This is a genomic window from Sphingomonas folli (genome assembly GCF_019429525.1).
In the GTDB taxonomy this organism is placed as follows: domain Bacteria; phylum Pseudomonadota; class Alphaproteobacteria; order Sphingomonadales; family Sphingomonadaceae; genus Sphingomonas; species Sphingomonas folii.
This window is the reverse complement of record NZ_JAHXZL010000001.1, coordinates 68,283-92,244: the sequence shown is the minus strand read 5'-3', so window position 1 is coordinate 92,244 and position 23,962 is coordinate 68,283. Positions and strand designations below refer to the sequence as shown.

General features: G+C 71.3%; 24 protein-coding genes and 2 tRNA genes. 13 read left to right on the top strand and 13 right to left on the bottom strand.

Annotated features, from left to right (window positions below):
- Nucleotides 1-7: 7 nt before the first annotated feature.
- Both KZ813_RS00425 and KZ813_RS00420 read right to left on the bottom strand, forming a co-directional pair.
- The gene (locus tag KZ813_RS00425; protein ID WP_219753029.1) at nt 8-910 is read right to left on the bottom strand and encodes a hypothetical protein; all 903 of its coding nucleotides are present in this window, start codon (nt 908-910) and stop codon (nt 8-10) included.
- A gap of 242 nt (nt 911-1,152) precedes the next feature.
- A complete protein-coding gene (locus tag KZ813_RS00420) occupies nt 1,153-1,749 on the bottom strand; it encodes a TetR/AcrR family transcriptional regulator (RefSeq protein ID WP_219753028.1) in 597 nt (198 codons plus the stop codon).
- A 103-nt stretch (nt 1,750-1,852) separates the two neighbouring features.
- On the opposite strand from KZ813_RS00420, the gene ychF reads away from it, so the two are divergent.
- Complete coding sequence (ychF, locus tag KZ813_RS00415; RefSeq protein ID WP_219753027.1) at nt 1,853-2,953, top strand: redox-regulated ATPase YchF; 1,101 nt, start codon at nt 1,853-1,855, stop codon at nt 2,951-2,953.
- 15 nt (nt 2,954-2,968) lie between these two features.
- Here ychF and KZ813_RS00410 read toward each other — a convergent pair whose 3' ends face one another.
- The gene (locus KZ813_RS00410) at nt 2,969-3,226 is read right to left on the bottom strand and encodes a hypothetical protein (protein ID WP_219753026.1); all 258 of its coding nucleotides are present in this window, start codon (nt 3,224-3,226) and stop codon (nt 2,969-2,971) included.
- Nucleotides 3,227-3,302: 76 nt separating this feature from the next.
- Between KZ813_RS00410 and KZ813_RS00405 the strand changes: the two genes are divergently transcribed.
- The 4 genes from KZ813_RS00405 (at nt 3,303) to KZ813_RS00390 (ending at nt 7,059) form a co-directional block, all read left to right on the top strand.
- On the top strand, nt 3,303-3,605 hold the full coding sequence (locus KZ813_RS00405; protein ID WP_219753025.1) for a hypothetical protein: 303 nt from the start codon (nt 3,303-3,305) through the stop codon (nt 3,603-3,605).
- 52 nt (nt 3,606-3,657) lie between these two features.
- Nucleotides 3,658-5,127 (top strand): hypothetical protein, encoded by a 1,470-nt coding sequence (locus KZ813_RS00400; RefSeq protein ID WP_219753024.1) that lies wholly within the window; start codon nt 3,658-3,660, stop codon nt 5,125-5,127.
- A gap of 89 nt (nt 5,128-5,216) precedes the next feature.
- Entirely contained in the window at nt 5,217-6,539 is a 1,323-nt protein-coding gene (locus KZ813_RS00395; protein WP_219753023.1) for an alkaline phosphatase family protein, read from the top strand.
- A gap of 70 nt (nt 6,540-6,609) precedes the next feature.
- Nucleotides 6,610-7,059 (top strand): MaoC family dehydratase, encoded by a 450-nt coding sequence (locus KZ813_RS00390; RefSeq protein ID WP_219753022.1) that lies wholly within the window; start codon nt 6,610-6,612, stop codon nt 7,057-7,059.
- 112 nt (nt 7,060-7,171) lie between these two features.
- Here the strand turns inward: KZ813_RS00390 and KZ813_RS00385 are convergent, their stop codons facing one another.
- The 3 genes from KZ813_RS00385 to gap are packed head-to-tail and all read right to left on the bottom strand — an operon-like array spanning nt 7,172 to nt 9,832.
- A complete protein-coding gene (locus KZ813_RS00385; protein WP_219753021.1) occupies nt 7,172-8,362 on the bottom strand; it encodes a phosphoglycerate kinase in 1,191 nt (396 codons plus the stop codon).
- Entirely contained in the window at nt 8,359-8,808 is a 450-nt protein-coding gene (locus KZ813_RS00380; protein WP_219753367.1) for an MOSC domain-containing protein, read from the bottom strand. Before KZ813_RS00380 ends, KZ813_RS00385 begins: the two co-directional genes overlap by 4 nt.
- A 22-nt stretch (nt 8,809-8,830) precedes the next feature.
- The gene (gap, locus tag KZ813_RS00375) at nt 8,831-9,832 is read right to left on the bottom strand and encodes a type I glyceraldehyde-3-phosphate dehydrogenase (RefSeq protein WP_219753020.1); all 1,002 of its coding nucleotides are present in this window, start codon (nt 9,830-9,832) and stop codon (nt 8,831-8,833) included.
- 74 nt (nt 9,833-9,906) lie between these two features.
- Here gap and KZ813_RS00370 point away from each other — a divergent pair, with 74 nt between their 5' ends.
- The 4 genes from KZ813_RS00370 (at nt 9,907) to KZ813_RS00355 (ending at nt 11,385) form a co-directional block, all read left to right on the top strand.
- Nucleotides 9,907-10,146 (top strand): hypothetical protein, encoded by a 240-nt coding sequence (locus KZ813_RS00370; protein ID WP_219753418.1) that lies wholly within the window; start codon nt 9,907-9,909, stop codon nt 10,144-10,146.
- Nucleotides 10,146-10,451 carry a cell division protein ZapA gene (locus tag KZ813_RS00365; protein WP_219753019.1) on the top strand — a complete coding sequence of 102 codons (306 nt, stop codon included), beginning with the start codon at nt 10,146-10,148 and terminating at the stop codon, nt 10,449-10,451. The genes KZ813_RS00370 and KZ813_RS00365 overlap by 1 nt, the downstream gene beginning before the upstream one ends.
- Nucleotides 10,452-10,630: 179 nt before the next feature.
- A complete protein-coding gene (locus tag KZ813_RS00360) occupies nt 10,631-11,182 on the top strand; it encodes a 5-formyltetrahydrofolate cyclo-ligase (RefSeq protein ID WP_219753018.1) in 552 nt (183 codons plus the stop codon).
- On the top strand, nt 11,179-11,385 hold the full coding sequence (locus KZ813_RS00355; RefSeq protein WP_219753017.1) for a DUF2842 domain-containing protein: 207 nt from the start codon (nt 11,179-11,181) through the stop codon (nt 11,383-11,385). Before KZ813_RS00360 ends, KZ813_RS00355 begins: the two co-directional genes overlap by 4 nt.
- A 42-nt stretch (nt 11,386-11,427) precedes the next feature.
- Here KZ813_RS00355 and KZ813_RS00350 read toward each other — a convergent pair.
- The 4 genes from KZ813_RS00350 to KZ813_RS00335 form a co-directional block, all read right to left on the bottom strand.
- Nucleotides 11,428-11,504: transfer RNA gene (locus tag KZ813_RS00350), tRNA-Asp, on the bottom strand.
- A 77-nt stretch (nt 11,505-11,581) separates the two neighbouring features.
- A tRNA-Asp gene (locus KZ813_RS00345) sits at nt 11,582-11,658 on the bottom strand.
- A gap of 53 nt (nt 11,659-11,711) precedes the next feature.
- Nucleotides 11,712-12,929: an AI-2E family transporter gene (locus KZ813_RS00340; protein WP_219753016.1), complete on the bottom strand. Its 1,218-nt coding sequence runs from the start codon at nt 12,927-12,929 to the stop codon at nt 11,712-11,714.
- Between the two features lie 46 nt (nt 12,930-12,975).
- On the bottom strand, nt 12,976-13,713 hold the full coding sequence (locus KZ813_RS00335; protein ID WP_219753015.1) for a Crp/Fnr family transcriptional regulator: 738 nt from the start codon (nt 13,711-13,713) through the stop codon (nt 12,976-12,978).
- 560 nt (nt 13,714-14,273) lie between these two features.
- Between KZ813_RS00335 and KZ813_RS00330 the strand changes: the two genes are divergently transcribed.
- From KZ813_RS00330 to KZ813_RS00315, 4 genes are all read left to right on the top strand, one after another.
- Nucleotides 14,274-16,292 carry a 3-hydroxyacyl-CoA dehydrogenase NAD-binding domain-containing protein gene (locus tag KZ813_RS00330; RefSeq protein WP_219753014.1) on the top strand — a complete coding sequence of 673 codons (2,019 nt, stop codon included), beginning with the start codon at nt 14,274-14,276 and terminating at the stop codon, nt 16,290-16,292.
- Nucleotides 16,293-16,545: 253 nt separating this feature from the next.
- Nucleotides 16,546-17,733 (top strand): acyl-CoA dehydrogenase family protein, encoded by a 1,188-nt coding sequence (locus tag KZ813_RS00325; RefSeq protein WP_219753013.1) that lies wholly within the window; start codon nt 16,546-16,548, stop codon nt 17,731-17,733.
- 139 nt (nt 17,734-17,872) lie between these two features.
- A complete protein-coding gene (locus KZ813_RS00320) occupies nt 17,873-19,000 on the top strand; it encodes an acyl-CoA dehydrogenase family protein (protein ID WP_219753012.1) in 1,128 nt (375 codons plus the stop codon).
- 8 nt (nt 19,001-19,008) lie between these two features.
- On the top strand, nt 19,009-19,905 hold the full coding sequence (locus KZ813_RS00315) for an acyl-CoA thioesterase (protein ID WP_219753011.1): 897 nt from the start codon (nt 19,009-19,011) through the stop codon (nt 19,903-19,905).
- 148 nt (nt 19,906-20,053) lie between these two features.
- Here KZ813_RS00315 and KZ813_RS20315 read toward each other — a convergent pair whose 3' ends face one another.
- The 3 genes from KZ813_RS20315 to KZ813_RS00300 form a co-directional block, all read right to left on the bottom strand.
- Nucleotides 20,054-20,719 (bottom strand): methyl-accepting chemotaxis protein, encoded by a 666-nt coding sequence (locus KZ813_RS20315; protein ID WP_219753010.1) that lies wholly within the window; start codon nt 20,717-20,719, stop codon nt 20,054-20,056.
- Between the two features lie 51 nt (nt 20,720-20,770).
- Nucleotides 20,771-21,841: a catalase family protein gene (locus KZ813_RS00305; protein ID WP_219753009.1), complete on the bottom strand. Its 1,071-nt coding sequence runs from the start codon at nt 21,839-21,841 to the stop codon at nt 20,771-20,773.
- A 67-nt stretch (nt 21,842-21,908) separates the two neighbouring features.
- Nucleotides 21,909-23,945, bottom strand: coding sequence for a S9 family peptidase (locus KZ813_RS00300; RefSeq protein ID WP_219753008.1), 2,037 nt, complete (start codon nt 23,943-23,945; stop codon nt 21,909-21,911).
- Nucleotides 23,946-23,962: the final 17 nt, after the last annotated feature.

Below are 23,962 nucleotides of genomic sequence, written 5' to 3'. Positions count from 1 at the left end.
TCGGGACTCAGGCCAGGCTGCGCTGGACCGTCGGCGGCGCGGCGGTACCGAGCGACGCCGCGATGGCGCTGGCGTCCATGCCGGCACCGACCGCTGCTGCCTCTCCGCGCCGCTTGATCGGTCGACTCGCCGCCCGCCGCAGCGAGCGGATCAGCTGCGCGGCCTCGTTCGCGACCGCCCCGGGACCGTCACTCGTGTCGAAGAGCGGCAGAAGCGGCGACGAGTGCCTGGTGAGAGCGGCCGTGAGTTCGCGCAGATCGGCAGCATCGGAGGCGCCCGCGACTGCGGCCGCCGCGCGCGAGACCGCCGCCGCCTCGGCACTATCGCCCTCGAAGGTCACGGATCTGATCGGCATCGTCACCTCGAGCGCGGCTTCACCGGCGATCGGCGGTTCGTCCTTCCTCTTGGGGGTCTGCGGACCCAGGATAGGGGCCGCGCCGAGCGCGTCTACGCCGTCCACCACCGTCGTATACTCGCGCTCGGCGGCGGTGATCGCACGCGCGATCTGCTCGAGTTCTTCCGCCATGCCCAGCGCCGCGCGCCGATCGCCGCGAAGGATCGCCGCCAACGCCCGCGTCTTCGACAGCGACAGCTTCTGACGCAGCGCCGCCAGCGCGCGTACGGCGAGATCGCCCCGGTTCGACTCGGCGAGCTTCGCCAAGCGCGCGGCGACCTCCTCCATCACCTGCAGTCGGCGTTTCGCCTCACCGTCGTCGCGCGCGGTCAACGGCGTCTCCGTCGCCGCCATGCCACTCGCCGCCAGCCGCGACGGACGCGCGCTGGACTCCAGCAGCGTGGCGTAGGAACTCCGCCCCCAATCGCCGCGGGCGAAGGCGAAGACGGAAGGATCAACATATTCCGGTACATGCTGCACGGGCCGTGCCGCGCTCACTGCTGTCACGATGCTCATGGTCGCTCCCCGATCTACCCCCCCGGGCCACCGCCGAGAGGTTAACACAGCGGAGCCCAGTCGACGAACATCAGAGACGAACAATGCCGCGCGAGGTACTCCGTAGCTGTCCAATTATATAGCGGGACTTCGCCGGGACAGGACAGACCTAGGGCGACGAGATTCACCAATATGACGTGTCGGACCAGCAGCAGCTGCGGTCCGCACCACGCGCGTGGCCGCGCTCGTCGCCACCTATACTTCTAACCTTTTGATCCTGACCGCGGGCGTAACCCGGCCAACAGCAGCCGCAGCGCGTCATCGATCTGGCCACGCCGCTCCGCCGCGCTGTTGTGCTTGAGCAGCAGGCCGCTGAGCATCCGCATCGCCAGCACCAGGTCGCGCGCGCCGAGCTCGAGCGCGAGCGAGCCGTCGCCGTGCGCGCGCGTCGCGATCGGTTCGAACAGGCGCTCGAGCCGGCGGCGCAGCCCGTCGAAGGCGGCGCGATCGGCCCCGTCGCGCGGCATGTCCAGCGCCAGCCGCGCGAACAGCGTGGCGGCGTCGGCCCCCTCCAGCACCACCTGCGCCAGCGCCTGGTCGAGCGGCAGCGCCGGGTCGAGCCGCGCGCGCATCCGCTCGATCTCCTGCTCGAACACCGCTAGCGCCAGCGCCATGCGGTCCTTGAAGTTGCGGTAGAAGGTGCCGCGCCCCACCCCGGCGGCGTCGGCGATGTCCTCCAGCGGCACGAAGTAACCGGCGCGGGCGAAGCACAGCCGCGCCGCCTCGATCAGCGCGTCGCGGCGCGCCTGCGCGTCGCGGCGCAGGGGGCGTGCCGCCGCCACGCTGATCTCGTCGCTCATCCACCCCTGTTAGAGGCTGGACGACGGCTGGGAAAGCATGGCCTAGCCAGCGGCGCGCCCCTCGCCTATCTGGCGCGCTTTCCCCATCACACAGGTTCTTCCCATGGGTTTCCGCTGCGGCATCGTGGGCCTGCCCAACGTCGGCAAGTCCACCCTCTTCAACGCGCTGACCGAGACGGCCGCGGCTCAGGCCGCCAATTATCCGTTCTGCACGATCGAGCCCAATGTCGGGAACGTCGGCGTGCCCGACCCCCGGCTCGCCGGACTGGCAGAGATCGCCAAGTCGGCCAAGGTGATCGAGACCCAGCTCGGCTTCGTCGACATCGCCGGGCTGGTGCGCGGCGCCAGCAAGGGCGAGGGGCTGGGCAACCAGTTCCTCGGCAACATCCGTGAGGTGGACGCGATCGTCCACGTGCTGCGCTGCTTCGAGAACGACGACATCCAGCACGTCGACAATCGCGTCGACCCGATCGCCGACGCCGAGACGGTCGAGACCGAGCTGATGCTCTCCGACCTGGAGAGCCTGGAGAAGCGCGTCCCCAACCTCGCCAAGAAGGGCCAGCAGGGCGACAAGGAAGCCAAGCTCGCCGCGGTCGTGCTCGGCCGCGCGCTCGACCTGCTGCGCGACGGCAAGCCCGCTCGGCTGACCGAGGCGAACGACGCCGAGGAGGTACGCGTGCTCGATCAGGCGCAGCTGCTCACCGCCAAGCCTGTGCTATATGTCTGCAACGTCAACGAGGAGCATGCCGCGGCGGGCAACGATTACTCGGCGCGGGTCTTCGCCAAGGCCAAGGCGGAGGGCGCGCAGGCGGTGGTGGTCTCCGCGGCGATCGAGGCCGAGATCGCGACCATGCCCGCCGACGAGCGCGGCGAGTTCCTGTCTGAGCTGGGGCTGGTGGAGACCGGTCTCACCCGCGTGATCCGCGCCGGCTACGAGCTGCTCCACCTGCTCACCTTCTTCACCGTCGGGCCGAAGGAGGCGCGCGCCTGGACGATCCCGGCCGGCTCCAAGGCGCCGCAGGCGGCGGGCGCGATCCACTCCGACTTCGAGCGCGGCTTCATCCGTGCCGAGACGATCGCCTATGACGATTACGTCGCCTGCGGCGGTGAAGCGGGCGCGCGCGAGGCGGGCAAGCTGCGCCAGGAGGGCAAGGAGTATGTCGTCCACGACGGCGACGTGATGCTGTTCCGCTTCAACGTGTGACGGCGCCGACGAGCGCTATCGGGCCGCCGGCCCCTTCACCACCGGCTGGTCGAGCAGGTTGCCATAAGGCGCGCTGGGCGGCGCGTTGGGCGCGTCGCGCGGCTCCATCCACTCCACCTCCTTGCCAGGCGCGGGGGTGATCTGCATCACCGGCGTCTTGGGGGCGGGGCCGGTCGGTGTCGGCGCGGGCGCGGCCTTGTTGCCCGCGCCTTCCTCGCCCCCGCCGCCGCAGGCCGTGAGCGAGAGCAGGGCGATGAGGGGAAGCGCGCGCATGATGGGACAAAGCGCCAGCGCGCCGCGCGTTCCCACCGGCTGGCGCGGGCGCGTGCGAGCGGCTAGAGCACCGGGGATGCTGCGGCTGCTCGTCTCGATCCTCGCGCTACTGCTCGCGCTCCCGGCGAGCGCGGCGCCGGCGTGCCACGAGCCCGCCGCCGCGATGTCCGCGACGACGCAGCACCACGGCCATCGACCGACCCTGCCCGCGCCGACCGCGACGCACGACTGTCTGGGCTGCGTGCCCCCGCTCGACCTCGCCGGCGGCACCGTGGCGTCGCCGTGGCGCGCCGTCGCGCGCCAGCGCCCGCCGACCCGCGCCGACATGACCGCGGGCGCGCTGCTGATCCCGCTCTCCCCTCCTCCGCGCGCGGCGTGACTCGCCGGGGCATCGGCCCCGGATCGTCACCGCCATTATCCGGAGAGAATCCATGTCCCGTTATGCCCTGCTCGCCGCCTGCGCGGCGGCGGCGCTGTGCCCGGCGCTCGCGTCCGCGCAGCACCATGATCACGCGCCCACCGCCTCACCCGCCCCCTCGCCCAGCGCCGCCCCGACCGCCCGCGAGGCTGGAGAGATGGACCACCGCGCGATGGACGACGCCGCCATGCCGCCTGCATCCTCGCCCCGGCCAGGTCCGCACGCCGGCATGATGCACGCGATGCCGCAGGTCACCGCCCCGCCCGGGTGGCGCGACGCGTCCGACGCCGCGCTCGCGCGCGCCCCCGAGGGCGCGGCGATGCCGGGCATGACGATGGGCACCGCCGCCGGCTGGTACACCCCCGGCAGCGGCACCGCGCGCAACCCCGCCGGCGAGGGACCGATGCGCGGCCTGATGCTCCACGCCGGCGACTGGATGCTGATGGCGCACGGCTATGCCTGGGCCATGGCGACCGAGCAGGGCGGACCGCGCGGCGGCGACGGCGCCTATGTCCAGTCGATGGCGATGGTGATGGCGGACAAGGACGTCAGCGAGCGGGTCCACCTCCAGCTCCGCGGCATGGGCAGTCTGGAGCCGGCGATGGGCGCGCGCGGCTATCCCAACCTGTTCGCCACCGGGGAGACCGCGAACGGGCAGGCGCTCGTCGACCGCCAGCACCCGCACGACCTGTTCATGGAGCTGGCCGCGCGGCTCGACTATCGCCTCGGCGGCGACACCAGCCTGTTCGTCTACGCCGCCCCCGTCGGCGAGCCGGCGCTCGGCCCCAGCGCCTTCATGCACCGCGGCTCGGCGCGCTACCTGCCGATGTCCCCGATCACGCACCATTGGTTCGACTCGACCCACATCACCTATGGCGTGCTCACCGCGGGCGTGTCCGCCCCCAAGGTCCAGTTGGAAGGATCATGGTTCAAGGGGCGCGAGCCCGACGAGCGGCGCTGGGGCTTCGATCCCGTCAGGCTCGATTCGTGGAGCGTGCGCGGCACCTGGACTCCCTCGCCCCATGTCGCGCTGCAGGTCAGCCACGGCCGGCTCGAGCAACCCGAGGCGCTCCACCCCGGCGAGGACGAGGACCGCACCACCGCCAGCGTGCAATATGCGCGCGCCGGGCTGGCGACAACCTTGGCCTGGTCGCGCAAGGACCGCCGCCCGGGCGACATGCTCGACGCCTTCCTCGCCGAGGCGACCTACGAGCTGACGCGGCGCCACGCCGTCTTCGCGCGGGTGGAGAATGTCGCCAACGACGAGCTCTTCCCCGACCATGACGACCCGCTCCACGACCGGCGTTTCCGCGTTACCAAGGCGGAGGCGGGATACGCCTATCGGCTGCCGATCGTCGGACCGCTCGGGGTGGCGCTCGGCGGCACGGTGGCGGCCTATGCCAAGCCGGCGGCGCTGAACGCGGCCTACGGCGACGCGCCGGTGAGTTGGACGCTCTTCGCCAAGTTCGCGGTGGGGCTGTAGCGCCCATGGATCCTCGCCGGGTCGCGGCGAGGATCCTCCACCGGGTCGCGAGACTTTCCGCCGTCATCTCAGCGGCGTAAACGCCCGGGATGACGCTTCGCCCGCTTCTCGCCGCCGCGCTGCTCGCCCTGGGCGCCTGCGCCTACCCCTATACCCCGCGTGCGCTGCCACCGGTGACCGCGCCCGCTGCCCCCGCCGGCGTCGCCGGCGCAGGCACGGCATCGACGATTACGCGCGCGCCCGTCACCATCCTCGTCTCGATCGACGGCTTCCGCCCCGATTACCTCGACCGCGGCGTCACCCCGCGGCTGTCGGCGCTGGCCGCGGAGGGTGTGAGCGCGGCGATGCGACCGTCCTTCCCGTCCAAGACCTTCCCCAACCACTGGACGCTCGTCACGGGGCTGGTGCCCGACCGCCACGGCCTCGTCGCCAATCGGATGGAGGACGCCGCGCGCCCCGGCGAGACCTTCACCATGGCGAGCGATGACCCGTTCTGGTGGAACACGGCCAAGCCGCTATGGGTCACCGCCGAGCGCGCCGGTATCCCGACCGCGACGATGTTCTGGCCGGGCGCGAACGTCGCCTGGGGCGGCACGCGCGACGCCGCTCGGCCGCGGGAGATCAGCGGCGGCACGCGCCCGCGCGACTGGCAGCAGTATAACGAGGCGGTGAGCGACCGTCAGCGCGTCGACTCGGTGATCGACTGGCTGCGTCGCCCGGCCGAGACGCGGCCGCGCTTCGTCACGCTCTACTTCGACGAGGTCGACACCGCCGGACACGAATATGGTCCCGCCGACCGACGCACCCTGTCGGCCGTGTCCGCGGTGGACGCGAGCGTCGGGCGGCTCGTCGATGGACTCGCCGCGCTGGGCCAGGGCGCCAATCTCGTGATCGTCTCCGACCATGGCATGGCGCCGATCGCGCCCGAGCGGCGGATCGCCATCGACTCGATCGTGCCGGCGACCGACGCCCGGGTGATCGAGAGCGGCCCCTATGCGACGCTCGTGCCGCTCCCGGGTCGCGACCTCGCGGTCGCGCGCGCGCTGCTGCGCCCGCACCCGCACATGACCTGCTGGCGCAGACAGGCCTTGCCGCCGCGCTTCCGCTACGGCCGGAACCCCCGCGTGCCCGCCTTCCTCTGCCTCGCCGAGGACGGTCCGGCGGGCGGCTGGATCCTCGCCAGGAGCGCGACGGACGAGGCCGGCCACCGCGGTGCGCACGGCTATGACAACGACTCGCCCGACATGCGCGCTGTGTTCATCGCCCACGGCCCCGCCTTCGCCGCGGGCAGGCGACTGCCCAGCTTCGACAATACCGACGTGGCGCCGCTGCTGCGCGACCTGCTCGGCCTCCCGGCCGGGCGCGGTCTGGACGGCGACGATCGCCCGTTCCGCGCGGTGATGCGGCGGTGAGGCACGCCGCGATGGCTTGAACCGCGGCGGCGGACGTGGCGGAGTGGCGCGCGAGAGGAGAGCCGCGCCCGTGCAATATCTCGAGGACATCGTCGTCGGCGCCACCGCGCGCTTCGGCCATTATGCGGTGACGCGCGAGGAGGTGGTCGACTTCGCGCGCAAGTTCGACCCGCAGCCATTCCACCTCTCCGAGGAGGCCGCGGCGGCGACCCATTTCGGCCGGCTGTCGGCGAGCGGCTGGCACACGTGCGCGATGGTGATGGCGATGCTGGTCGAACAGCTCCGCGCCGTCGAGCAGGCGGGGCTCGGTTCGCCCGGGATCGACGCGCTGCGCTGGCTCACCCCGGTCTTCCCGGGCGACACGCTGCGCTGCGAGACCGAGGTGCTGGAGAAGCGCGCGTCGCGCTCGCGCCCCGAGATGGGGATCTACAAGAGCCGGCTCACCGCCTTCAACCAGCACGACGTCGCGGTGCTGACGATGGTATCCAACGCCTTGATCGCGACGCGGCCGGCGGAGTGAGCAGGCGCCTTCGGGCAGCAGCCGCCCGTGTCCCTGCGCAAGCGGGGACCCAGGATCACACGCGTGACGCCCACGGCCCTGGGCTCCCGCGTCCGCGGGAGCACGGCGTCGCTCAGCGCTTAAGCGCCGCGACGCCCGGCAGTTCGCGCCCTTCCATCCACTCGAGGAAGGCACCCCCCGCGGTCGAGACGAAGCTGAACTGCTCCGCCACGCCCGCCTGGTTGAGCGCCGCGACCGTGTCGCCGCCACCCGCCACCGAGACCAGGCTGCCCTCCTTGGTCAGCGCCGCCGCGGTGCGCGCCAACGCCACGGTCGCCGCGTCGAACGGCGGCGTCTCGAACGCGCCGAGCGGGCCGTTCCACACCAGGGTGCGGCAGGTCTTGAGCACGTCGCCCAAGGCCTCGACCGCGGCCGGGCCGACGTCGAGGATCATCTCGTCGGCGGCGACCTCGTGGACGTTGACCGTGCGCACCGGCGGGTTGGCGCGGAACTCGGTCGCCACCACCACGTCATAGGGCAGATGGACGGTGCAGCCGGCGCGCTCGGCCGCCTCCAATATCTCCTCGGCGGTGCCAGTGAGGTCGTGCTCGCACAGGCTCTTGCCCACGTTCACGCCGCGCGCGGCGAGGAAGGTGTTGGCCATGCCGCCGCCGATGATGAGGTGATCCACCTTGCCGACGAGATGCTTGAGCACGTCGAGCTTGGTCGAGACCTTGGCACCGCCGACCACCGCCGCGACGGGATGCTGGGGCGCACCCAGCGCCTGCTCCAGCGCGTCGAGCTCGGCCTCCATCGCGCGGCCGGCATAGGCCGGCAGCACCTGCGCCAGCCCCGCGGTCGAGGCATGCGCGCGGTGCGCGGCGGAGAAAGCGTCGTTGACGTAGAGGTCGCCCAGCGCGGCGATGCGGTCGATCGTCTCGCGGTCGTTCTTCTCCTCGCCGGTGAAGAAGCGCGTGTTCTCCAGCACCGCGACGTCGCCCGGCCGGAGCGTCGCGATCGCGTCGGCCGCGCCCGCCCAGTCGACGAAGCGCACCGGGCGCCCCAGCACGCTCTCATAGGGCCTGGTGATCTGCGCGAGCGAGAACTCGGGCGCGGGCTGCCCCTTGGGGCGGCCGAAATGCGCGAGCACGAGGACGATCGCGCCCTTGTCGGCGAGTTCCGCCACGGTCGCGACGGTGGCGCGCAGCCGCGTGTCGTCGGTGACATGGCCGTCCTTGAAGGGCACGTTCAGATCCTCGCGGACGAGCACGCGCCTGCCCGCGACGTCGCCGATATCATCGAGCGTTCGAAAAGCCTTGGTCATGAGTCCTCGATCCTGATCGGGTCACCGACGGCGATCGTGCCGCCCTGTATCACCATCGCGCAGGCGCCGCCGCGCCAATCCGGCGTCAGCGCCTCGCGCAGCCCGGGCGCCAGCGCCTCCATGCGCTCGCACGGGTCGCACTCGCGCGTGATCTCCAGCACGACGTCCGCCCCGATGCGCACCCGCGCCCCCGGGCGCTGTGGCAGGTCGACGCCGTCGACCAGCAGGTTGGCGCGCCGCTCGGACCAGTCGATCGAGTGGCCGACCTGCCGCATCGCCGCCTCCCAGTCGCCGCGCTCGATCAGCGTGACCTGGCGCTTGTACGGCTGGCCGCGCATCGCGCCGCGGAAGTCGCCGTGGATGCCGCCCGCGGGCGACACCTCGGCGTGAGTCACCGTCTCGACCGGCGCGCGCGAGCGGGCGTGACGCGCGATGCCCAGCAGCATGGCGGCCACGCCCGCGCCCGCCTCAGCCGAGCTTCGCCATCGCGGTCGCTGTATCGACCATGCGGTTGGAGAAGCCCCACTCATTGTCGTACCAGCTGACGACGCGCACCAGCTTGCCGTCGATCACCGCGGTCTCCAGGCTGTCGACCGTCGAAGAGTAAGGCGTGTGGACGATGTCGATCGAGACGAGCGGCTCGTCCGAATAATGCAGCACGCCCTTCATCGCGCCCTCGGCCGCGGCCTTGAGCAGCTGGTTGACCTCTTCCTTGCTGGTGTCGCGCTTGGGCGTGAAGGTGAGGTCGACGAGGCTGCCGTCGGGCACGGGCACGCGGATCGCCGAGCCGTCCAGCTTGCCCTTCAGCTCGGGCAGCACCTCGCCCACCGCGCGCGCCGCGCCGGTGGTGGTCGGGATGATGTTCATCGCCGCCGCCCGCGCGCGGCGCAGGTCGCTGTGGATCTGGTCGAGGATCTTCTGGTCGTTGGTATAAGCGTGGATCGTGGTCATCAGGCCGCGCTCGATCCCGATCGCGTCGTTGAGCACCTTGGCGACCGGCGCGAGGCAGTTGGTGGTGCACGACGCGTTCGACACGATCGTGTGCCCGGCCTCGAGCTTGTCGTGGTTGACGCCATAGACGACGGTGAGGTCGACGTTCTTGGCGGGTGCCGAGATCAGCACCTTCTTCGCACCGGCGTCGATGTGCTTCTGCGCGCTGGCGCGGTCGGTGAAGAAGCCGGTGCACTCCAGCACGATGTCGACGCCCAGCTCGCGGTGCGGGAGGTTGGCGGGGTCGCGCTCGGCGGTGACTCGGATGCGCTTGCCGTCGATCACCATGTCCTGCCCGTCGGCCTCGACCGTGCCGGCATATTTGCCGTGGACGCTGTCGCGGCTGAACAGCCACGCGTTGGACTTGGTGTCGGCCAGGTCGTTGATCGCCACCAGCTCGAGGTCGCTGCCGCGCTCGATCAGCGCGCGCGCCACCAGCCGCCCGATCCGCCCGAAGCCGTTGATCGCTACCTTGGTCATGCGCCTGTCTCCGCCGTAAGTTCGGTGTCGCGCGGGTCTTTGCGCCGGACGGCGCGCGGCCGTCAACCGCTGCGGTGCATCCGCTCGTCTCGACGCCATCTTGTCGGCGCGCGCGCGCGATCCTATCGCCTCTGTCCATGGACAACCCAGCGATCGACCGGCTCGATGCCGCCATCACCCGCGTCGAACGCGTCTTGGAACAGCGGCTCGCCGCCGCCGCCACGCTCGCGCGCCGCCACGCCGCGCTCAGGGAAAAGATGGGCGAGGCCGTGGCCGCGCTCGACGAGATCATCGCGCGCGGGGGGCAGGACTGATGGCGAGAGTGACGCTGCGCATCGGCGAGACCAGCTACGACCTCGGCTGCGGCGACGGCGGCGAGGCGCGGCTGATGCAGGCCGCGGCGCTGATCGACGAGCGCTGGGACGACGCGCGCCGTGCCGCCGGCGCGGGCGGGGTCAACCGCACCATGCTGCTCGCCGCGCTGATGGTGGCCGACTCGCTGATCGAGGCGCGCGAGGCGCCCCCGCCCGAGACTCCCGAGGGCATCGCGCTCGACCGCCTGTCGGAACGGCTCGAGAAGCTCGCCGCGGCCCTTGAGCAGGCGCCCCCGACCTCCTAGATAGGGGTCGGCGGGTTCTGCCCGGTACGAGCTTACAAATATCCCTGAGGCTATTCATCTTCCATGGGGGTTGTCCCTGCCCGGATCCTGGTCCGACGTATATGACTCCCACCTGACGTACTGGGCGTCAGTGGATACTCCGGCCAACGGCCACGGCGGTCCCGCCACCCGCTCTCCCCATGGCTGATAAGCGCGCGCTCCGCGCCGCGGCGCGCGCGGCACGCGACTCGTTCGTCGCGGCGGGCGCTCCCGCTCTGCCCTGCCCGCGCGAGTTCGTCGCGCTGCTCGCGCCCGGACTGGTCGTGGCGAGCTACGCGCCGCTGGGCAGCGAGGCCGACCCTCGTGCGCTGGAGACCGCCGCGCGAGCCGCGGGCTGCCTGCTCGCCCTGCCCCATGTGGTCGATCGCGCCACCCCGATCCGCTTCCTCGCCTGGGAGGCCGATCACGCGCTCGCGGCGGGGCCGTTCGGTCTGCGTCAGCCCGATGGCGCGCGCGACGAGGTGGTGCCCGACCTGGTGCTCACCCCGTTGGTGGCGTTCGACGCCGCACTCAACCGCATCGGCCAGGGAGCGGGTCATTACGACCGTGCCTTCGCGGCCTATCCCGCGGCGCGGCGCATCGGTATCGCGTGGAGCGTGCAGCAGCTCGACTCGATCACGCCCGACCCCTGGGACGCCCCGCTCGACGCGATCGTGACCGAGCGCGGCTGGCTCACGGGGACGGTGCGATGACGCCGTCGTGGCGCAAGCCCGTGGGCATGCTCGCGATCCTGCTGCTGATCGCGCTGTGGTGCGTGGCGATCGCGTCGCTGTCGGGGGTGATCGGACGCTGGCCCGCGTTGCTCCAGCTCGGCTTCTACCTGGTGACCGGTATCGTGTGGATCACGCCGCTCAAGCCGCTGCTGCGCTGGATGGAGACCGGGCGCTGGCGGTGAGATGATGTCGCGATCACCCGCGACCGCGACCACCACGGACCGTGGCGCGAGTGACGGGGCTCGAACCCGCGACCTCCGGCGTGACAGGCCGGCGCTCTAACCAACTGAGCTACACCCGCGTGTGACACCTCGGACCGGCGACGGCCCGACGCGCTGAGACGACGGTCATGCTTGGATCTGCGGCCTCCCCGAGGGGTGGCGCGAGTGACGGGGCTCGAACCCGCGACCTCCGGCGTGACAGGCCGGCGCTCTAACCAACTGAGCTACACCCGCTTGCAGAAGCGTGAGGCGCGCCAACTAGGCGGCACGCCGGGGGCTGTCAACGGCTATTCGGCGTCTTTCTCGCCGCGCCGCGCGAGCACCCCGGGCCGTCCCTCGCGGGTGCGAGTCAGCGTGCCGTGCTCGAACAGGAAACCGGCGATATCGGGGCGCCCCGCGGCCGACAGGATGGTCTGCACGATGATCAGGATCGGTACCGCCAGCAGCGCCCCCACCGTCCCCCACACCCATCCCCAGAAGGAGATGGAGATCAGGATCATCACCGGGTTGATCGTCAGCCGGTGGCCGACGATCAGCGGAGTCACGACGTTCGCCTCGATCAGGTGCGCGCCGTACATGATGGCGGGCGCCGACAGCGCGGTCCACACGTCGCTGAAGGTCATCAGCCCGCCGACCGCGAGCAGCAGCGCCGCCACCACCGGCCCGAAATAAGGGATGTAGTTGAGCAGCGCGACGATCCCGCCCCACATCAGCGGGAAGGGCATGCCGAGCAGGTGGAGCGCGCCGGCGATGATCGCGCCGAGCGCCACGTTGATCACGGTGATCGTGCCGAGGTAGGAGGAGACGTCGTCGACCATCTCCTGCAGGACGCGCGCGGTCGCCATGGCGCCACCGAAGCTGGCGCGCTCGGTGATCATCCGCTCGCGCGTGCGCGTCCAGCCCGAGAGGAAGAAGAACGCGACGAGGATCGCGTAGAACACCTGGATGATCACCGCCGGCGCCGAGGTGGCGGCCAGCTCGACGATCGAGCTGGGCGGCGCCACCGCCGCCGTCGGCGACGGGCGCACCGGGGTGCTGGCGATCTGCCGCAAGGTGCGGTTGGCGTATTTCTCGAGACTGGAATAGAGATCCAGCAGCGGCGCGAGATTGTCCTGGATGCGCCCGATCCGCGAGGGCAGCAGGCGGAAGAACTCGGTCGCCGGCACCACGATGGCGGCCAGCGCGACGTTGGCGATCACCAGGAACAGCAGCACGCAGACCAGCGCCGCCACCGCCGAGGGCAGCCGACGCCGCTCGAGCCACTCGAGCAGCGGGATCAGCGCGAGCGCCACCACCAGCGCCACCGCGGTCGGCATGAAGAACTCGGCGCCCGCCTTCAGCGCGAACGGCAGGCCGAGCATCAGCCCGACCCCCGCGGTCAGCGTCAGCGCGGCGAGCAGCCGGTCGCGCCGCAGCACCACCTGCGGGTCACCCTCGGCCGACAGAGCGGCGGCGTCGGGCGGTAGCGCGCCCGGCGCTGGGGTCGGCGGCGGGGAGTCGGCCATCGGATCAACCTAGCGAGAGGAAAGGCGGCGCGAAAGCGCGTCGACGTCAGGCCGCGGCGGCCTGCCAGGGCCCTTCCTTGAGGTAGAGGTAGTCGGAGTCGAACTCGCCGACGCGCGCCAGCCCGGCCTCGTCGAGGATCGTCACCGTGCCGCGGGCCGCCTCGACGAGTCTCTCCTCGCGCAGCCGGCGCAGCGTGCGGTTGACGTGGACGCTGGTGAGCCCGCACGCCTCGCCGAGGTCCTGCTGGATGAGGGCGAGCTCGAACACGCCGTCGCTGCCGCGCCCCGTCGCCTTGAGCCGATGATACGTCTCGAGCAGGAAATGCGCGATCCGCCCCGCCGCGTCGAGCCGGCCGATGCGGAAGATCCACTCGCGATGCAGCGCGGCGTCGAGCAGCGTCGAGCGCCACAGGATGCGCGCGAGCTGGGGCTGATCGGCGACGATCGAGTCGATCGCCGCGTGCGAGATCATCGCCACGCGCGCCTCGGTCAGCGTGCCGACGTCATGATCGAGCCGCCGCAGCGGGTAGCCGTGCAGGTCGACGAAGTCGCCGGGCACTTGCAAGGCGACGAGCTGACGGAAGCCGTCGCGCGCGTCCATGTAACGGCACATCGCACCGTCGAGCAGCAGCGTGCTGTAGCGCAGACGATCGCCGCGTCGGGTCACGATCGTGCGTGCCGGCAACGTCTCGACCCGCTCGACCGCGCGCTCGAGGATCTCCTTGTCGGCCTCGCTCATCGACTCGCGACCGCGCCCCCGGAGGAAGTCCCGTGTCACTCGCATCACTGCTCCCCCCGCTGTATCGAGCAACAGCCCTACGCCGCGAAACGTTCCCAGAACAAGCCCTTGAACTCACGCTCGCCGATCTGGCCGATGGCGTCGCACGGCAGCGACCCGCCGATGCCGTCGCTCGCCGCTGGGCGCGCATCGGCATGAGGTCATCGGACGGGGGCGGCAGCGCCGCGCGACAGACCACCTCTCTCGTCGCGATGACGCTCCTCGCCGCGGTCGGGGCCAGGCACACTGCCTCGTCCGTCTGCGCGTCCGGCGCACCTCGTCCTCCCCTGCCATCGGCGCCACATGCCATCGCTCGAACATCGGGTCCGCCAGTTCGCCAGACGTGAGTTGATTTTCGACGTGGTCGGGGCGATACAAACCCCAGTCGTTCGAAGGTGAGGTATGGAGGGCAACGGAGTGATGTCGCGGCTTGCCAGCCGAACGAGGCGACCGTCACGTCGCGTCCGGCAGCGCGGGGAGAGGCGGCGTCGCTGCCCTCCGCGCGTTCACTGCCCCATTCCGACCAGCGCACCCCACAACGACACCGCCGCAGGAGCACCGCACGCATGACCTCTCCCTCCCCGATCCGCACCGAGCGCCACGGCGACGTGCTCGTGATCGTCGCCGACAATCCCCCGGTGAACGCGCTCGGCGCCGCGGTGCGCGTCGGACTGGAGGCGGCGATCAAGGAGGGCGTGGCGGACCAGTCGATCGCGGCGATGGTGATCCGCTGCGACGGGCGCACCTTCTTCGCGGGCGCGGACATCACCGAGTTCGGCAAGCCACCGGTCGAGCCGCTGCTGCCCGTGCTGGTCGACATGATCGAGGCGTGCGGCAAACCCGTCGTCGCCGCGATCCACGGCACCGCGCTGGGCGGCGGCTGCGAGGTGGCGCTCGGCTGCCACTATCGCGTGGCGGTGCCCTCGGCGAAGATCGGCACGCCCGAGGTGAAGCTCGGCCTGCTGCCCGGCGCGGGCGGCACGCAGCGGCTGCCGCGGCTCGGCGGCGTGGCGCTGGCGCTCGAGATGACCGCCAAGGGCGAACCGATCTCGGCCAAGCGCGCGCAGGAGGCCGGGCTGATCGACCGCGTGGTCGGCGAGGACAGCCTCGCCGCCGACGCGCTCGCCTTCGCGGAGGAGATCAAGGACAAGCGCCCGATCCCGCGCGCCGCGGAGAAGACCGCCGCGCCCGATCCGTCGGCCGTCGCCGCCTTCCAGAAGGAGAACGCCCGCCGCTTCCGCGGCTTCGACGCGCCCGCCGCCAATATCGCCTGCGTCGTCAAGGCGACCGAGCTGCCCTTCGCCGAGGGACTCGCCTATGAGCGCCAGGAGTTCATGCGGCTCATTATGGGCGTGCAGTCGGCGGCGCAGCGCCACATCTTCTTCGCCGAGCGCCAGGCCGGCAAGATCGACGACGTGCCGGCCGACATCGCGCTGCGCCCGATCGCGCGCGTGGGCGTGATCGGCGCGGGGACGATGGGCGGCGGCATCGCGATGAACTTCCTCTCCGCCGGGATCCCGGTGACGATCGTCGAGACCGCGCGGGAGGCGCTCGATCGCGGCACGGGCGTGATCCGCAGGAACTACGAGGCGACCGCGGCCAAGGGGCGAATGAGGCCCGAGCAGGTCGAGGCGGCGATGGCGGCGCTGACGCCGACGCTCGACTTCGACTCGCTGGCGGACTGCGACCTCGTGATCGAGGCGGTGTACGAGAACATGGACGTGAAGAAGGAGATCTTCGCGCGGCTCGACGGTATCGCCAAGCCGGGCGCGATCCTCGCGTCGAACACCTCCTATCTCGACATCGACGCGATCGCCGCCTGCACGCGGCGGCCGCAGGACGTGCTCGGCATGCACTTCTTCTCGCCCGCCAACGTGATGAAGCTGCTCGAGGTGGTGCGCGGTGCGAGGACCGCGCCCGACGTGCTCGCGACGGTGATGGCGCTGGCCAAGAAGATCCGGAAGGTCGCGGTGGTGGCGGGCGTCACCTACGGCTTCATCGGCAATCGCATGCTGATGCCGCGCCAGGTCGAGGCCAACAAGCTGCTGCTGGAGGGCGCCACGCCCGAGCAGATCGACCGAGTCCACACCGAGTTCGGCATGCCGATGGGGCCGTTCCAGATGGCCGATCTCGCCGGCGTCGATATCGGCTGGCACCGCGACCCGAGCCGGATCGAGAGCGTCCGCGACGCGCTCGCCGCCGAGGGCCGATGGGGGCAGAAGAAGCAGGCCGGCTTCTACGACTATGACGAGAAGCGCACCCCCACCCCCTCCCCGCGCGTCGCCGAGATCATCCAGGAGTGGCGCGAGCGGACCGGCACGCCGCAGCATGAGGTGACCGACGAGGAGATCGTCGAGCGCACGCTCTACCCGATGGTGAATGAGGGCGCGCTGATCCTGGAGGAGGGCAAGGCGCAGCGCGCGTCCGACGTCGATGTGGTGTGGATCTACGGCTATGGCTGGCCGGTCTATCGCGGCGGCCCGATGTTCTGGGCCAAGACCGAGGGCTATGACAAGGTCGTCGCCGGGCTGGAGAAGCACGGCTTCACCGTGGCGAAGAGCCTGCGCGCGGGTGAGATCAAGTGACGGCTCGGGATGGTGGGCGGTCGCGAGATAGAAGGCCTGGTTCGGCCAGTCATGGCACGCGACTTGTCCCCACCCGCCGGCGTCATCCTGAACTCGTTTCAGGATCCACTGTCCCGCACGCGCCGCCACGCCTGAGTAAGCGGCACGGTGCATCCCGGAACACGTCCGGGATGACGGCGGCGGTCGGCACCGCCGCCCTCGACTGTACGGCCGCCGTCCGCGACCCACTTATGTCTCAAGCGAGGACCCGCCGATGACCGACCTCGACACCTTCCGCGCCGAGACCCGCGCCTGGCTGGCCGAACACTGCCCGCCCGAGATGCGCGAGCCGGTCCGCGCCGACACCGACATCTGCTGGGGCGGCCGGCGCTACGATCCCGCGGCCAACCCGCCGCAGGCGCGCTGGCTCAGGGCGATGGCGGAGCGCGGCTGGACCGTCCCCGACTGGCCCAAGGACTATGGCGGGGGCGGGCTCTCCCCGGCCGAGACCAAGGTGCTGCGCGAGGAGATGGCCGCGATCCGCGCGCGCAACCCGCTCAACTCGTTCGGCATCTCGATGCTCGGCCCGGCGCTGCTCCGATATGGCACCGAGGCGCAGAAGCGGGAGCATCTGCCGAGGATCGCGCGCGGTGAGATCCGCTGGTGCCAGGGCTATTCCGAGCCCAACGCCGGTTCCGACCTCGCCGGCCTCGCCGCCAGCGCCGTGGACGCGGGCGACCATTATGTCGTCAACGGCCAGAAGGTGTGGACCAGCTATGCCGACAAGGCCGACTGGATCTTCTGCCTCGTGCGGACGAGCAAGGAATCGAAGCAGGGCGGGATCAGCTTCGTGCTGTTCGACATGGACTCGCCCGGGGTCTCGACCAAGCCGATCCTGCTGATCAGCGGCTATTCGCCCTTCTGCGAGACCTTCATGGACGACGTGAAGGTGCCCAAGGCCAACCGCGTGCACGACGAGAACAAGGGCTGGGACGTCGCCAAATATCTTCTCGGCCACGAGCGCGAGATGATCAGCGGCATGGGGCTGGCGAGCGGCGGGCGCAACCCGCTGGTGGAGGGCGCGATCGCGACGGTCGGGCTCGACCACGACGGCCGCCTCGCCGACCCGCTGCTGCGCGCGCAGATCGCTTTGTTCGAGGTCCGCGCCAGGGCGTTCGCGGCGATGTCGGAGCGCTTCATCGACGAGCTCAAGGCGGGCCGCGCGCATCCCGCGCAGCCGAGCATGATGAAGTACGTCGGCACCGAGCTGAACAAGGCGCGCCACGAGTTGATGATGGCGGCGGGTGGGTCGGACGCGCTCGAGTGGGAGAGTGAGCGGTCGCGCGGCGGCGCGGGCGCGCGCGCCTGGCTGCGCACCAAGGCCAATTCGATCGAGGGCGGGACGAGCGAGATCCAGCTCAACATCGTCGCCAAGCGTATCCTCGAGCTGCCGGGGGCGTGAGCCATAGACCCTCTCCCGACGGGAGAGGGAAGGAGCCGCGCGCCAGCGCGGCGGAAGGGTGAGGGTGAGAGGAAGCGCCACCGCGCCTCACCCCCACCCCGCCCCTTTCCCCACGGGAGAGGGAGAAAGGAGTCCGACCATGCCGCTCTACCTCAACGACGAACAGACGATGCTCCGCGACACCGCCAGGGACTTCGTCGCCGAGCACGCCCCCGTCTCCCACCTGCGCCGCCTGCGCGACGCCGGCGACCCGGCCGGCTTCTCGCGCGACCTATGGAAGCAGTTCGCCGAGATGGGCTTCACCGGCATCCTGATCGGCGAGGAGCAGGGCGGGCTCGGGCTCGGCCACGTCGAGGCGGGGGTGGTGCTCGAGGAGATCGGACGCAACCTGTCGCCCTCCCCCTTCCTCACCACCGCGGTCGCCGCGGTGGAGGCGCTGCGCGGCGGCGCGCAGGCCGAGCGCTGGTACCCGGGTATCCTCGCCGGCGAGACCGTCGCCGCGCTCGCGATCGACGAGGGCGCCAAGCACCGCGACCGCGTCGCGCTCCGCGCCGAGCGCGAGGGCAACGGCTTCCGCCTGTCTGGTGCCAAGCAGTTCGTCACCCACGGCCATGTCGCCGACGTGCTGATCATCGCCGCGCGCACCGCGGGCGCGGACGACGACGCCGAGGGGGTCACGCTGTTCGCGGTGCCGCGCGACGCGCCGGGCCTCGACGCCACACCCGAGCGGCTCGCCGACTCCAGCGTCGCCGCTCGGCTGACGCTGGAGGACGTCACGGTCGACGCCGACGCGGTGCTCGGCGAGGTCGACGCCGGCCGCGCCGTGCTCGACCGCGCGCTGCGTGCCGGGCGCACCGGCGCGGCGGCCGAGTTGGTCGGAGTCGGCGCCGGCGCGATGGACATGACGATCGCTTATCTCAAGCAGCGCAAGCAGTTCGGCGTGCCGATCGGCAGCTTCCAGGCGCTCCAGCACCGTGCCGCGCATCTCTACAGCGAGATGGAGGTGGCGCGCGCCGCTTTGCTCAAGGCACAGCAGTTGCTCGACGCCGGCAGCGACGCCGCCGACGAGGCGGTCTCCGTCGCCAAGGCGATGACCGGGCTGGCGACCACGCTGTCGGTGCAGGAGAGCGTGCAGATGCACGGCGGGATCGGCATGACCGACGAATATGACGTCGGCTTCTACATGAAGCGCGCGCGCGTGCTCGCCGAGATGTTCGGCGACGCGCACTATCACGCCGAACGGCTCGCGCGCGCCGCCGGCTACTGACCCGCGCGATGGAGGAGGCAACGCCGGCGGCACTCGTCGCCGACCTCGTCGACCTGCTCGACGTCGTCGCGGTCGACGTCGACCTGTTCCGCGGGCGCCGCTCGACCGGCGGGATCGGGCGAGTGTTCGGCGGTCAGGTCGTGGCGCAGGCGCTCCAGGCAGCGCAGCGCACGGTCGCCGGCCGCGCGGCGCACTCGCTCCACGGCTATTTCATGCGGCCGGGGTCCGAGGCGGCGCCGATCGACTATCGCGTGACCCGCGACTTCGACGGTGCCAGCTTCGCCACGCGCCGCGTCGTGGCGTGGCAGGACGAGCGGCCGATCCTGACGCTCACCGCCTCGTTCCAGCGCGAGGAGGAAGGCTTCCACCACCAGGCGCCGATGCCCGAGGTGCCCGGTCCCGAGACGCTGCGGAGCGAGCGCGAGTGGCGGATCGAGCAGCGCGAGAGCATTCCCGAGCGCTGGCGCGCCGCGCTGCTGCGCGAGCGGCCGATCGAGTTCCGCCCCGTCGCGCCGCGGCGCTGGACCGATCCCGCACCGCGCGAGCCGGTGCAGCACAGCTGGTTCCGCGCGGTGGCACCGCTCGGCGACGATCCGGCGGTGCACCGCGCGCTGCTCGCCTATGCCAGCGACACCGCGCTGCTCAGCACCGCGATGCTGCCGCACGGGGTGAGCTGGACCACGCCCGGGATGCAGACCGCCAGCCTCGACCATGCACTGTGGCTGCACGCCCCGGCGCGGGTGGACGAGTGGCTATTGTACGCGTCGGACAGTCCCTGGGCCGGCGGCGGACGCGGATACAACCGCGGCGCGATCTACGCGCGTGACGGGCGGCTGGTGGCGAGCGTGGCGCAGGAGGGCCTGATCCGGCGGCGGCAGCGAGGGGGGATCGACGCCGATCGATGAGAGGGATGCGCCACGTCCGACGGGCGGGCGTGCTCCTGCGCGGGCAGGAGCCCAGAGCCACGCGCGTCGTTCCCAGGGAGCTTGGCTCCGGCCTTAGCCGAAGCCCACTTAAACCCCGGTGAGTCGGGCTCCAGGGGCGCGCCGCTCGCTACGCCGCGATCATCTGGCGCGCGCGCAGAGTCGCCGCCTGGGTGTCGCCCGCCAGCTTCTTCACCTCAGCGGCGACCACCGCGAAGCCGCGCCCCGCGTCGCCCGCGCGCGCCGCCTCGATCGAGGCATTCAGCGCGAGCAGGTTGGTCTGCGCCGCGATGCCGGCGATGGCGTCGACCACGCTGCCGAGCTGCTCGATCAACGCTTCCATCTTGCCGCGATCGACCTCGGCCTCGCCGCGGTAGCGCAGGCTCTCGCTCAGCCGCAGCTCGACCTCGTCGGCGAGGTTCACCTCCGCGGTGACGTCGCTGGCGAATTTGACGATCCGCTCGACCGCGCCGCTGTCGTCGGTGATCGGCGTGTAGACCGCGCGCAGCCACACCGCGCTACCGTCGCGCGCGACCCGCTCGAACAGGCCGCTCTGGTGCTTGCCCTGCGCGAGCGCGTGCCAGAGCGCGGCATAGTCGGGGGAGTCGGCGAAGGCGGCGGGGCATAGCAGCCGATGGTGCCGCCCCTCGACCTCGCGCGCGCCATACCCCATCGCCTGGAGGAAGCGCTCGTTCACCCAGGTGATCGTGCCGTCGGGCGCGAACTCGATCACCAGCTGCGATCGCTTGATCGCGTCCCACAACGGCCCCTCGCGCACCCGGTTTTCCTCATTCATGTGAGGAAATGGCTAGAAGCTTGAGGTTAACGAGAGGCTAAGGTCCCCGGCTCAACCCGGCTCGTGGATCGGGCAGCGGTTGGCACGCGCGCGGAACTCGGCCGAACGCTCATACGTGTCGCGGCGCGCGCGGTTGATGTTGCCGAGCGGCCGATGGGCGGCAAGGCCGGTCCAGACGCTGAAGCGCATCTGCTCGTTGACCTGCTCGACCCGTGCCGCGTCCCAGCTGTCCTGCGCCTTGGTGCGGATCACCCCGACACGCTGGAACGGCGCCTCCTCCTCGTCCCACTCGACCGTCGGGTCCTCGATCGGCTGCCGTGACTCGTCGCGGGCGAGCTGGACGCGGAACTCCCACTCGCCGTCGGTGTCCCGCAGGTCCTCCTGGACGGTCCGGCGGATCGCGTCGCGCTCACCGTCGGTCTCGATGATGTCGCCCTTTCGCGCGCGCAGCCCCGGCGCGATCGGCCGCAGGCTGAACTTGGCGACGAGGTCACCGTAGCGGAACGGCGTCACACTGTAATAGGTCTCGCCGACCGGGTCGACGTTGGGCGCGCCGCCGAGCGAGTTGATCGCCGGGCTCTCGATCCCGACCGCCCCGATCGCGCTGCTGATCCCGCGCAGCACCGCGGACAGCATCTTCTTCCCGCCCTCGATCGCGTCGGTGGTCGGTGCGAGCAGTTTGAGGCTGCCGAGGAACTTGTCAGCGTCCTTGGCCTGGAACACCTTGCCGTTGACCATGACGAAGTCCTGCGTGCGCCCTTCCGCGCCGGGCAGCCGCTCGCCGTCGACGTCGAACACCTTGATCGCCAGCCCCCGCGGCAGCGAGATGGCGTCGTCCAGGATGTCGCCCGGGTTGGTCGAGAGCCGCATCATCACGCGATGCTCGCCCGGCGTCGCGAACAGGCCCTGCGCCAGCTCGGGCGGCAGGTCGGCGTCGATCGTCAGCGTCCCCTCGAGCACGCCATGCGCCTTGGCATGCACGGCGCGGACGGCGTGGCCGTAATCCTCGTGCGTGGTCTCCAGGATCTTGTCGAACGTCGCGTTGAGCTGCGCGACCGTATCCGCCTCGTCGGGCTTCACCTGCTCGAGCTCGGGGCGGTAGCGGATCGGGGCAGCGTACATCTTCACTCTCCTGGACGGGTGCTTCTACCAACCCAGGTTAGCCTCGCTCGTTCCTCCGCCCTGCCCCTCACTGCGCCGCGCGGCCGGTCCAGCGGTTCATCCAGCCGATCACCTCGCGGTACCATTGACGCGAGTCCTTGGGCTTGAGCACCCAGTGGTTCTCGCCCGGGAAAACCAGCAGCCGCGACGGGATGTCGCGCCGTTGCAGCGCGGTGAAGGCCGCCAGCCCCTGCGTATAGGGGATGCGGAAGTCCTTCTCGCCGGTGATCACCAGCTGGGGCGCCTTCCAGCGCTCGACATAGTTGACCGGGTTCCACTTCTCGAACGCCTGCGGGTCCTCGAAATAGGCCTTGCCGCCGTGCTCCCACTCGTCGAACCACAGCTCCTCGGTCTCGTACGCCATCGCGCGCGCGTCGAAGACGCCGTCGTGCTGGACGATGCACTTGAAGCGATCGGGCCAGCGCCCCTCGATCCAGTTCATCATATAGCCGCCGTAGCTCGCGCCAAGCGCGCAGGCATTGCCGCCGTCCATCCAGTCGAACCTGGCGGTCGCCGCGGCGAGCCCCTTCTGCAGGTCCTCTAGCGGCCAGCCGCCCCAATTGCCGCGGATCGCGTCGGTGAAGGCCTGGCCGTAGCCGGTGGAGCCGTGGAAATCGACCGCCACCAGCGCGTAGCCCGCGCCCGCGAACACCGCCGGGTTCCAGCGATAGGACCAGCTGTTGTTGCTCGACCCCTGCGGCCCACCATGGACCATATAGGCGATCGGCAGCTTGCCGGTGCTGCCCGCCGGACGCACCGCATAGCCCCAGACGGTGTCGTCGTTGGCGCCCTTGAAGCTGAACCGCTCGACCGCGGGCATGTCGATGCCGGCGAGCCTGGCGGCGTTGACGCTGGTGAGCCGCTGGGGCGCGCGGCCGGGCGCGACCCGGTAGAAGTCGTCGGGTGCGGTGAGGCTGTTCATCGCCACCACCGCGCCGCGCGCGCCGACCGCCACCGCGGCGACATTGCCCTGCTCGGTCAGGCGCGTGACCTGCCCGCTCGCGGCGTCGACGCGCCACAGCGGGGTCTCCTGCGTGTCCTCCGCGGTGACGAAGAGCGAGCGCGAGTCCGGCGCCCAGCGCAGCGAGCCGATCGAGCGGTCCCAGCGCTCGGTCAGCGAGGTCGAGCGCCCGGTGGCGAGGTCGCGCAGCGTCAGCACGTAGCGATCGGCCTCGTAGCCGGGGCGACGCATCGCGAGATAGGCCAGCGTGCGACCATCGGGCGAGACGCTCGGCTGCGTGTCGGTGGCGCGGTTGGCGGCGGTGAGGTTCGTCGGCGCGGCGCTCGCGTCGGCGGGCACCTGGAAGACGTCGAGGTTGGTCGACAGCGGCTCGATCCGTCCCGCCTCGCGCAGCGCGAAATAGAGCGTGCGGCCCTCAGGGCTCCAGCTCACTTCCTCGCCGCCGCCATAGGGCTTGAACGGCGTGTCGCCGACCAGCCCGCCCATCACCGAGCGCCCGTTGCCGCGCGCGCCCTGCGCGGTGAGCGGCAGCACGAACAGCTGCGAGCGGGTGCCGTCCGCCCAGGTGTCCCAGTGGCGCACGAACAGCTGGTCGTAGGTGCGGCCGGCGCCAGCGTCGGCGCGGCGCTTGACCATCGGCAGCTCCAGCGTGGGCGCGCCGGGGTTGCGGTCGGCCCAGACCACGAGCTTGTCGCCGGTCGGCGCGACCTTGAAGCCGCCGAAGCCGCCCTTGAAGTCGGTGAGCCGGCGCGGCGTGCCGCCGCTGAGGGGCACGGACCAGATCGCGTCGTCGGCGGTGAAATAGACCGTGGTGCCGACGATCTGCGGGTCGTTCTCGTCGAGCTTCGGGTCGGCGGCGAGCTTCTCGGGCGCCGCGCCGGGGCGCGAGAGGTCGAGCCGCCACAGGTCGTAGCGGCCGCGGTCGGCGTCGAAGTCGGTCTCGCGCTGCGCCCAGACGAGCCAGCGCCCGTCGTCGGACAGGGTGGGCGCGCCGACGCGGCTGAGCATCGTGACGTCGTCGATGGTGAGCTGGCGCGCGACGGCGGGAGGGGCGAGCGCGGCGGCGGCGAGCGCGAGCAGACTCGCGGCGGAGGTGCGGTTCATCGCGCGACGATACAGCA

What these genes read in the sequence shown, in the direction of transcription:
- KZ813_RS00425 (WP_219753029.1), bottom strand. Translation starts at nt 910, where the DNA reads ATGAGCATCGTGACAGCAGTGAGCGCGGCACGGCCCGTGCAGCATGTA.
- KZ813_RS00420 (WP_219753028.1), bottom strand. Translation starts at nt 1,749, where the DNA reads ATGAGCGACGAGATCAGCGTGGCGGCGGCACGCCCCCTGCGCCGCGAC.
- ychF (WP_219753027.1), top strand. Translation starts at nt 1,853, where the DNA reads ATGGGTTTCCGCTGCGGCATCGTGGGCCTGCCCAACGTCGGCAAGTCC.
- KZ813_RS00410 (WP_219753026.1), bottom strand. Translation starts at nt 3,226, where the DNA reads ATGCGCGCGCTTCCCCTCATCGCCCTGCTCTCGCTCACGGCCTGCGGC.
- KZ813_RS00405 (WP_219753025.1), top strand. Translation starts at nt 3,303, where the DNA reads ATGCTGCGGCTGCTCGTCTCGATCCTCGCGCTACTGCTCGCGCTCCCG.
- KZ813_RS00400 (WP_219753024.1), top strand. Translation starts at nt 3,658, where the DNA reads ATGTCCCGTTATGCCCTGCTCGCCGCCTGCGCGGCGGCGGCGCTGTGC.
- KZ813_RS00395 (WP_219753023.1), top strand. Translation starts at nt 5,217, where the DNA reads ATGACGCTTCGCCCGCTTCTCGCCGCCGCGCTGCTCGCCCTGGGCGCC.
- KZ813_RS00385 (WP_219753021.1), bottom strand. Translation starts at nt 8,362, where the DNA reads ATGACCAAGGCTTTTCGAACGCTCGATGATATCGGCGACGTCGCGGGC.
- KZ813_RS00380 (WP_219753367.1), bottom strand. Translation starts at nt 8,808, where the DNA reads ATGCTGCTGGGCATCGCGCGTCACGCCCGCTCGCGCGCGCCGGTCGAG.
- gap (WP_219753020.1), bottom strand. Translation starts at nt 9,832, where the DNA reads ATGACCAAGGTAGCGATCAACGGCTTCGGGCGGATCGGGCGGCTGGTG.
- KZ813_RS00365 (WP_219753019.1), top strand. Translation starts at nt 10,146, where the DNA reads ATGGCGAGAGTGACGCTGCGCATCGGCGAGACCAGCTACGACCTCGGC.
- KZ813_RS00360 (WP_219753018.1), top strand. Translation starts at nt 10,631, where the DNA reads ATGGCTGATAAGCGCGCGCTCCGCGCCGCGGCGCGCGCGGCACGCGAC.
- KZ813_RS00355 (WP_219753017.1), top strand. Translation starts at nt 11,179, where the DNA reads ATGACGCCGTCGTGGCGCAAGCCCGTGGGCATGCTCGCGATCCTGCTG.
- KZ813_RS00340 (WP_219753016.1), bottom strand. Translation starts at nt 12,929, where the DNA reads ATGGCCGACTCCCCGCCGCCGACCCCAGCGCCGGGCGCGCTACCGCCC.
- KZ813_RS00335 (WP_219753015.1), bottom strand. Translation starts at nt 13,713, where the DNA reads ATGCGAGTGACACGGGACTTCCTCCGGGGGCGCGGTCGCGAGTCGATG.
- KZ813_RS00330 (WP_219753014.1), top strand. Translation starts at nt 14,274, where the DNA reads ATGACCTCTCCCTCCCCGATCCGCACCGAGCGCCACGGCGACGTGCTC.
- KZ813_RS00325 (WP_219753013.1), top strand. Translation starts at nt 16,546, where the DNA reads ATGACCGACCTCGACACCTTCCGCGCCGAGACCCGCGCCTGGCTGGCC.
- KZ813_RS00320 (WP_219753012.1), top strand. Translation starts at nt 17,873, where the DNA reads ATGCCGCTCTACCTCAACGACGAACAGACGATGCTCCGCGACACCGCC.
- KZ813_RS00315 (WP_219753011.1), top strand. Translation starts at nt 19,009, where the DNA reads ATGGAGGAGGCAACGCCGGCGGCACTCGTCGCCGACCTCGTCGACCTG.
- KZ813_RS20315 (WP_219753010.1), bottom strand. Translation starts at nt 20,719, where the DNA reads ATGAATGAGGAAAACCGGGTGCGCGAGGGGCCGTTGTGGGACGCGATC.
- KZ813_RS00305 (WP_219753009.1), bottom strand. Translation starts at nt 21,841, where the DNA reads ATGTACGCTGCCCCGATCCGCTACCGCCCCGAGCTCGAGCAGGTGAAG.
- KZ813_RS00300 (WP_219753008.1), bottom strand. Translation starts at nt 23,945, where the DNA reads ATGAACCGCACCTCCGCCGCGAGTCTGCTCGCGCTCGCCGCCGCCGCG.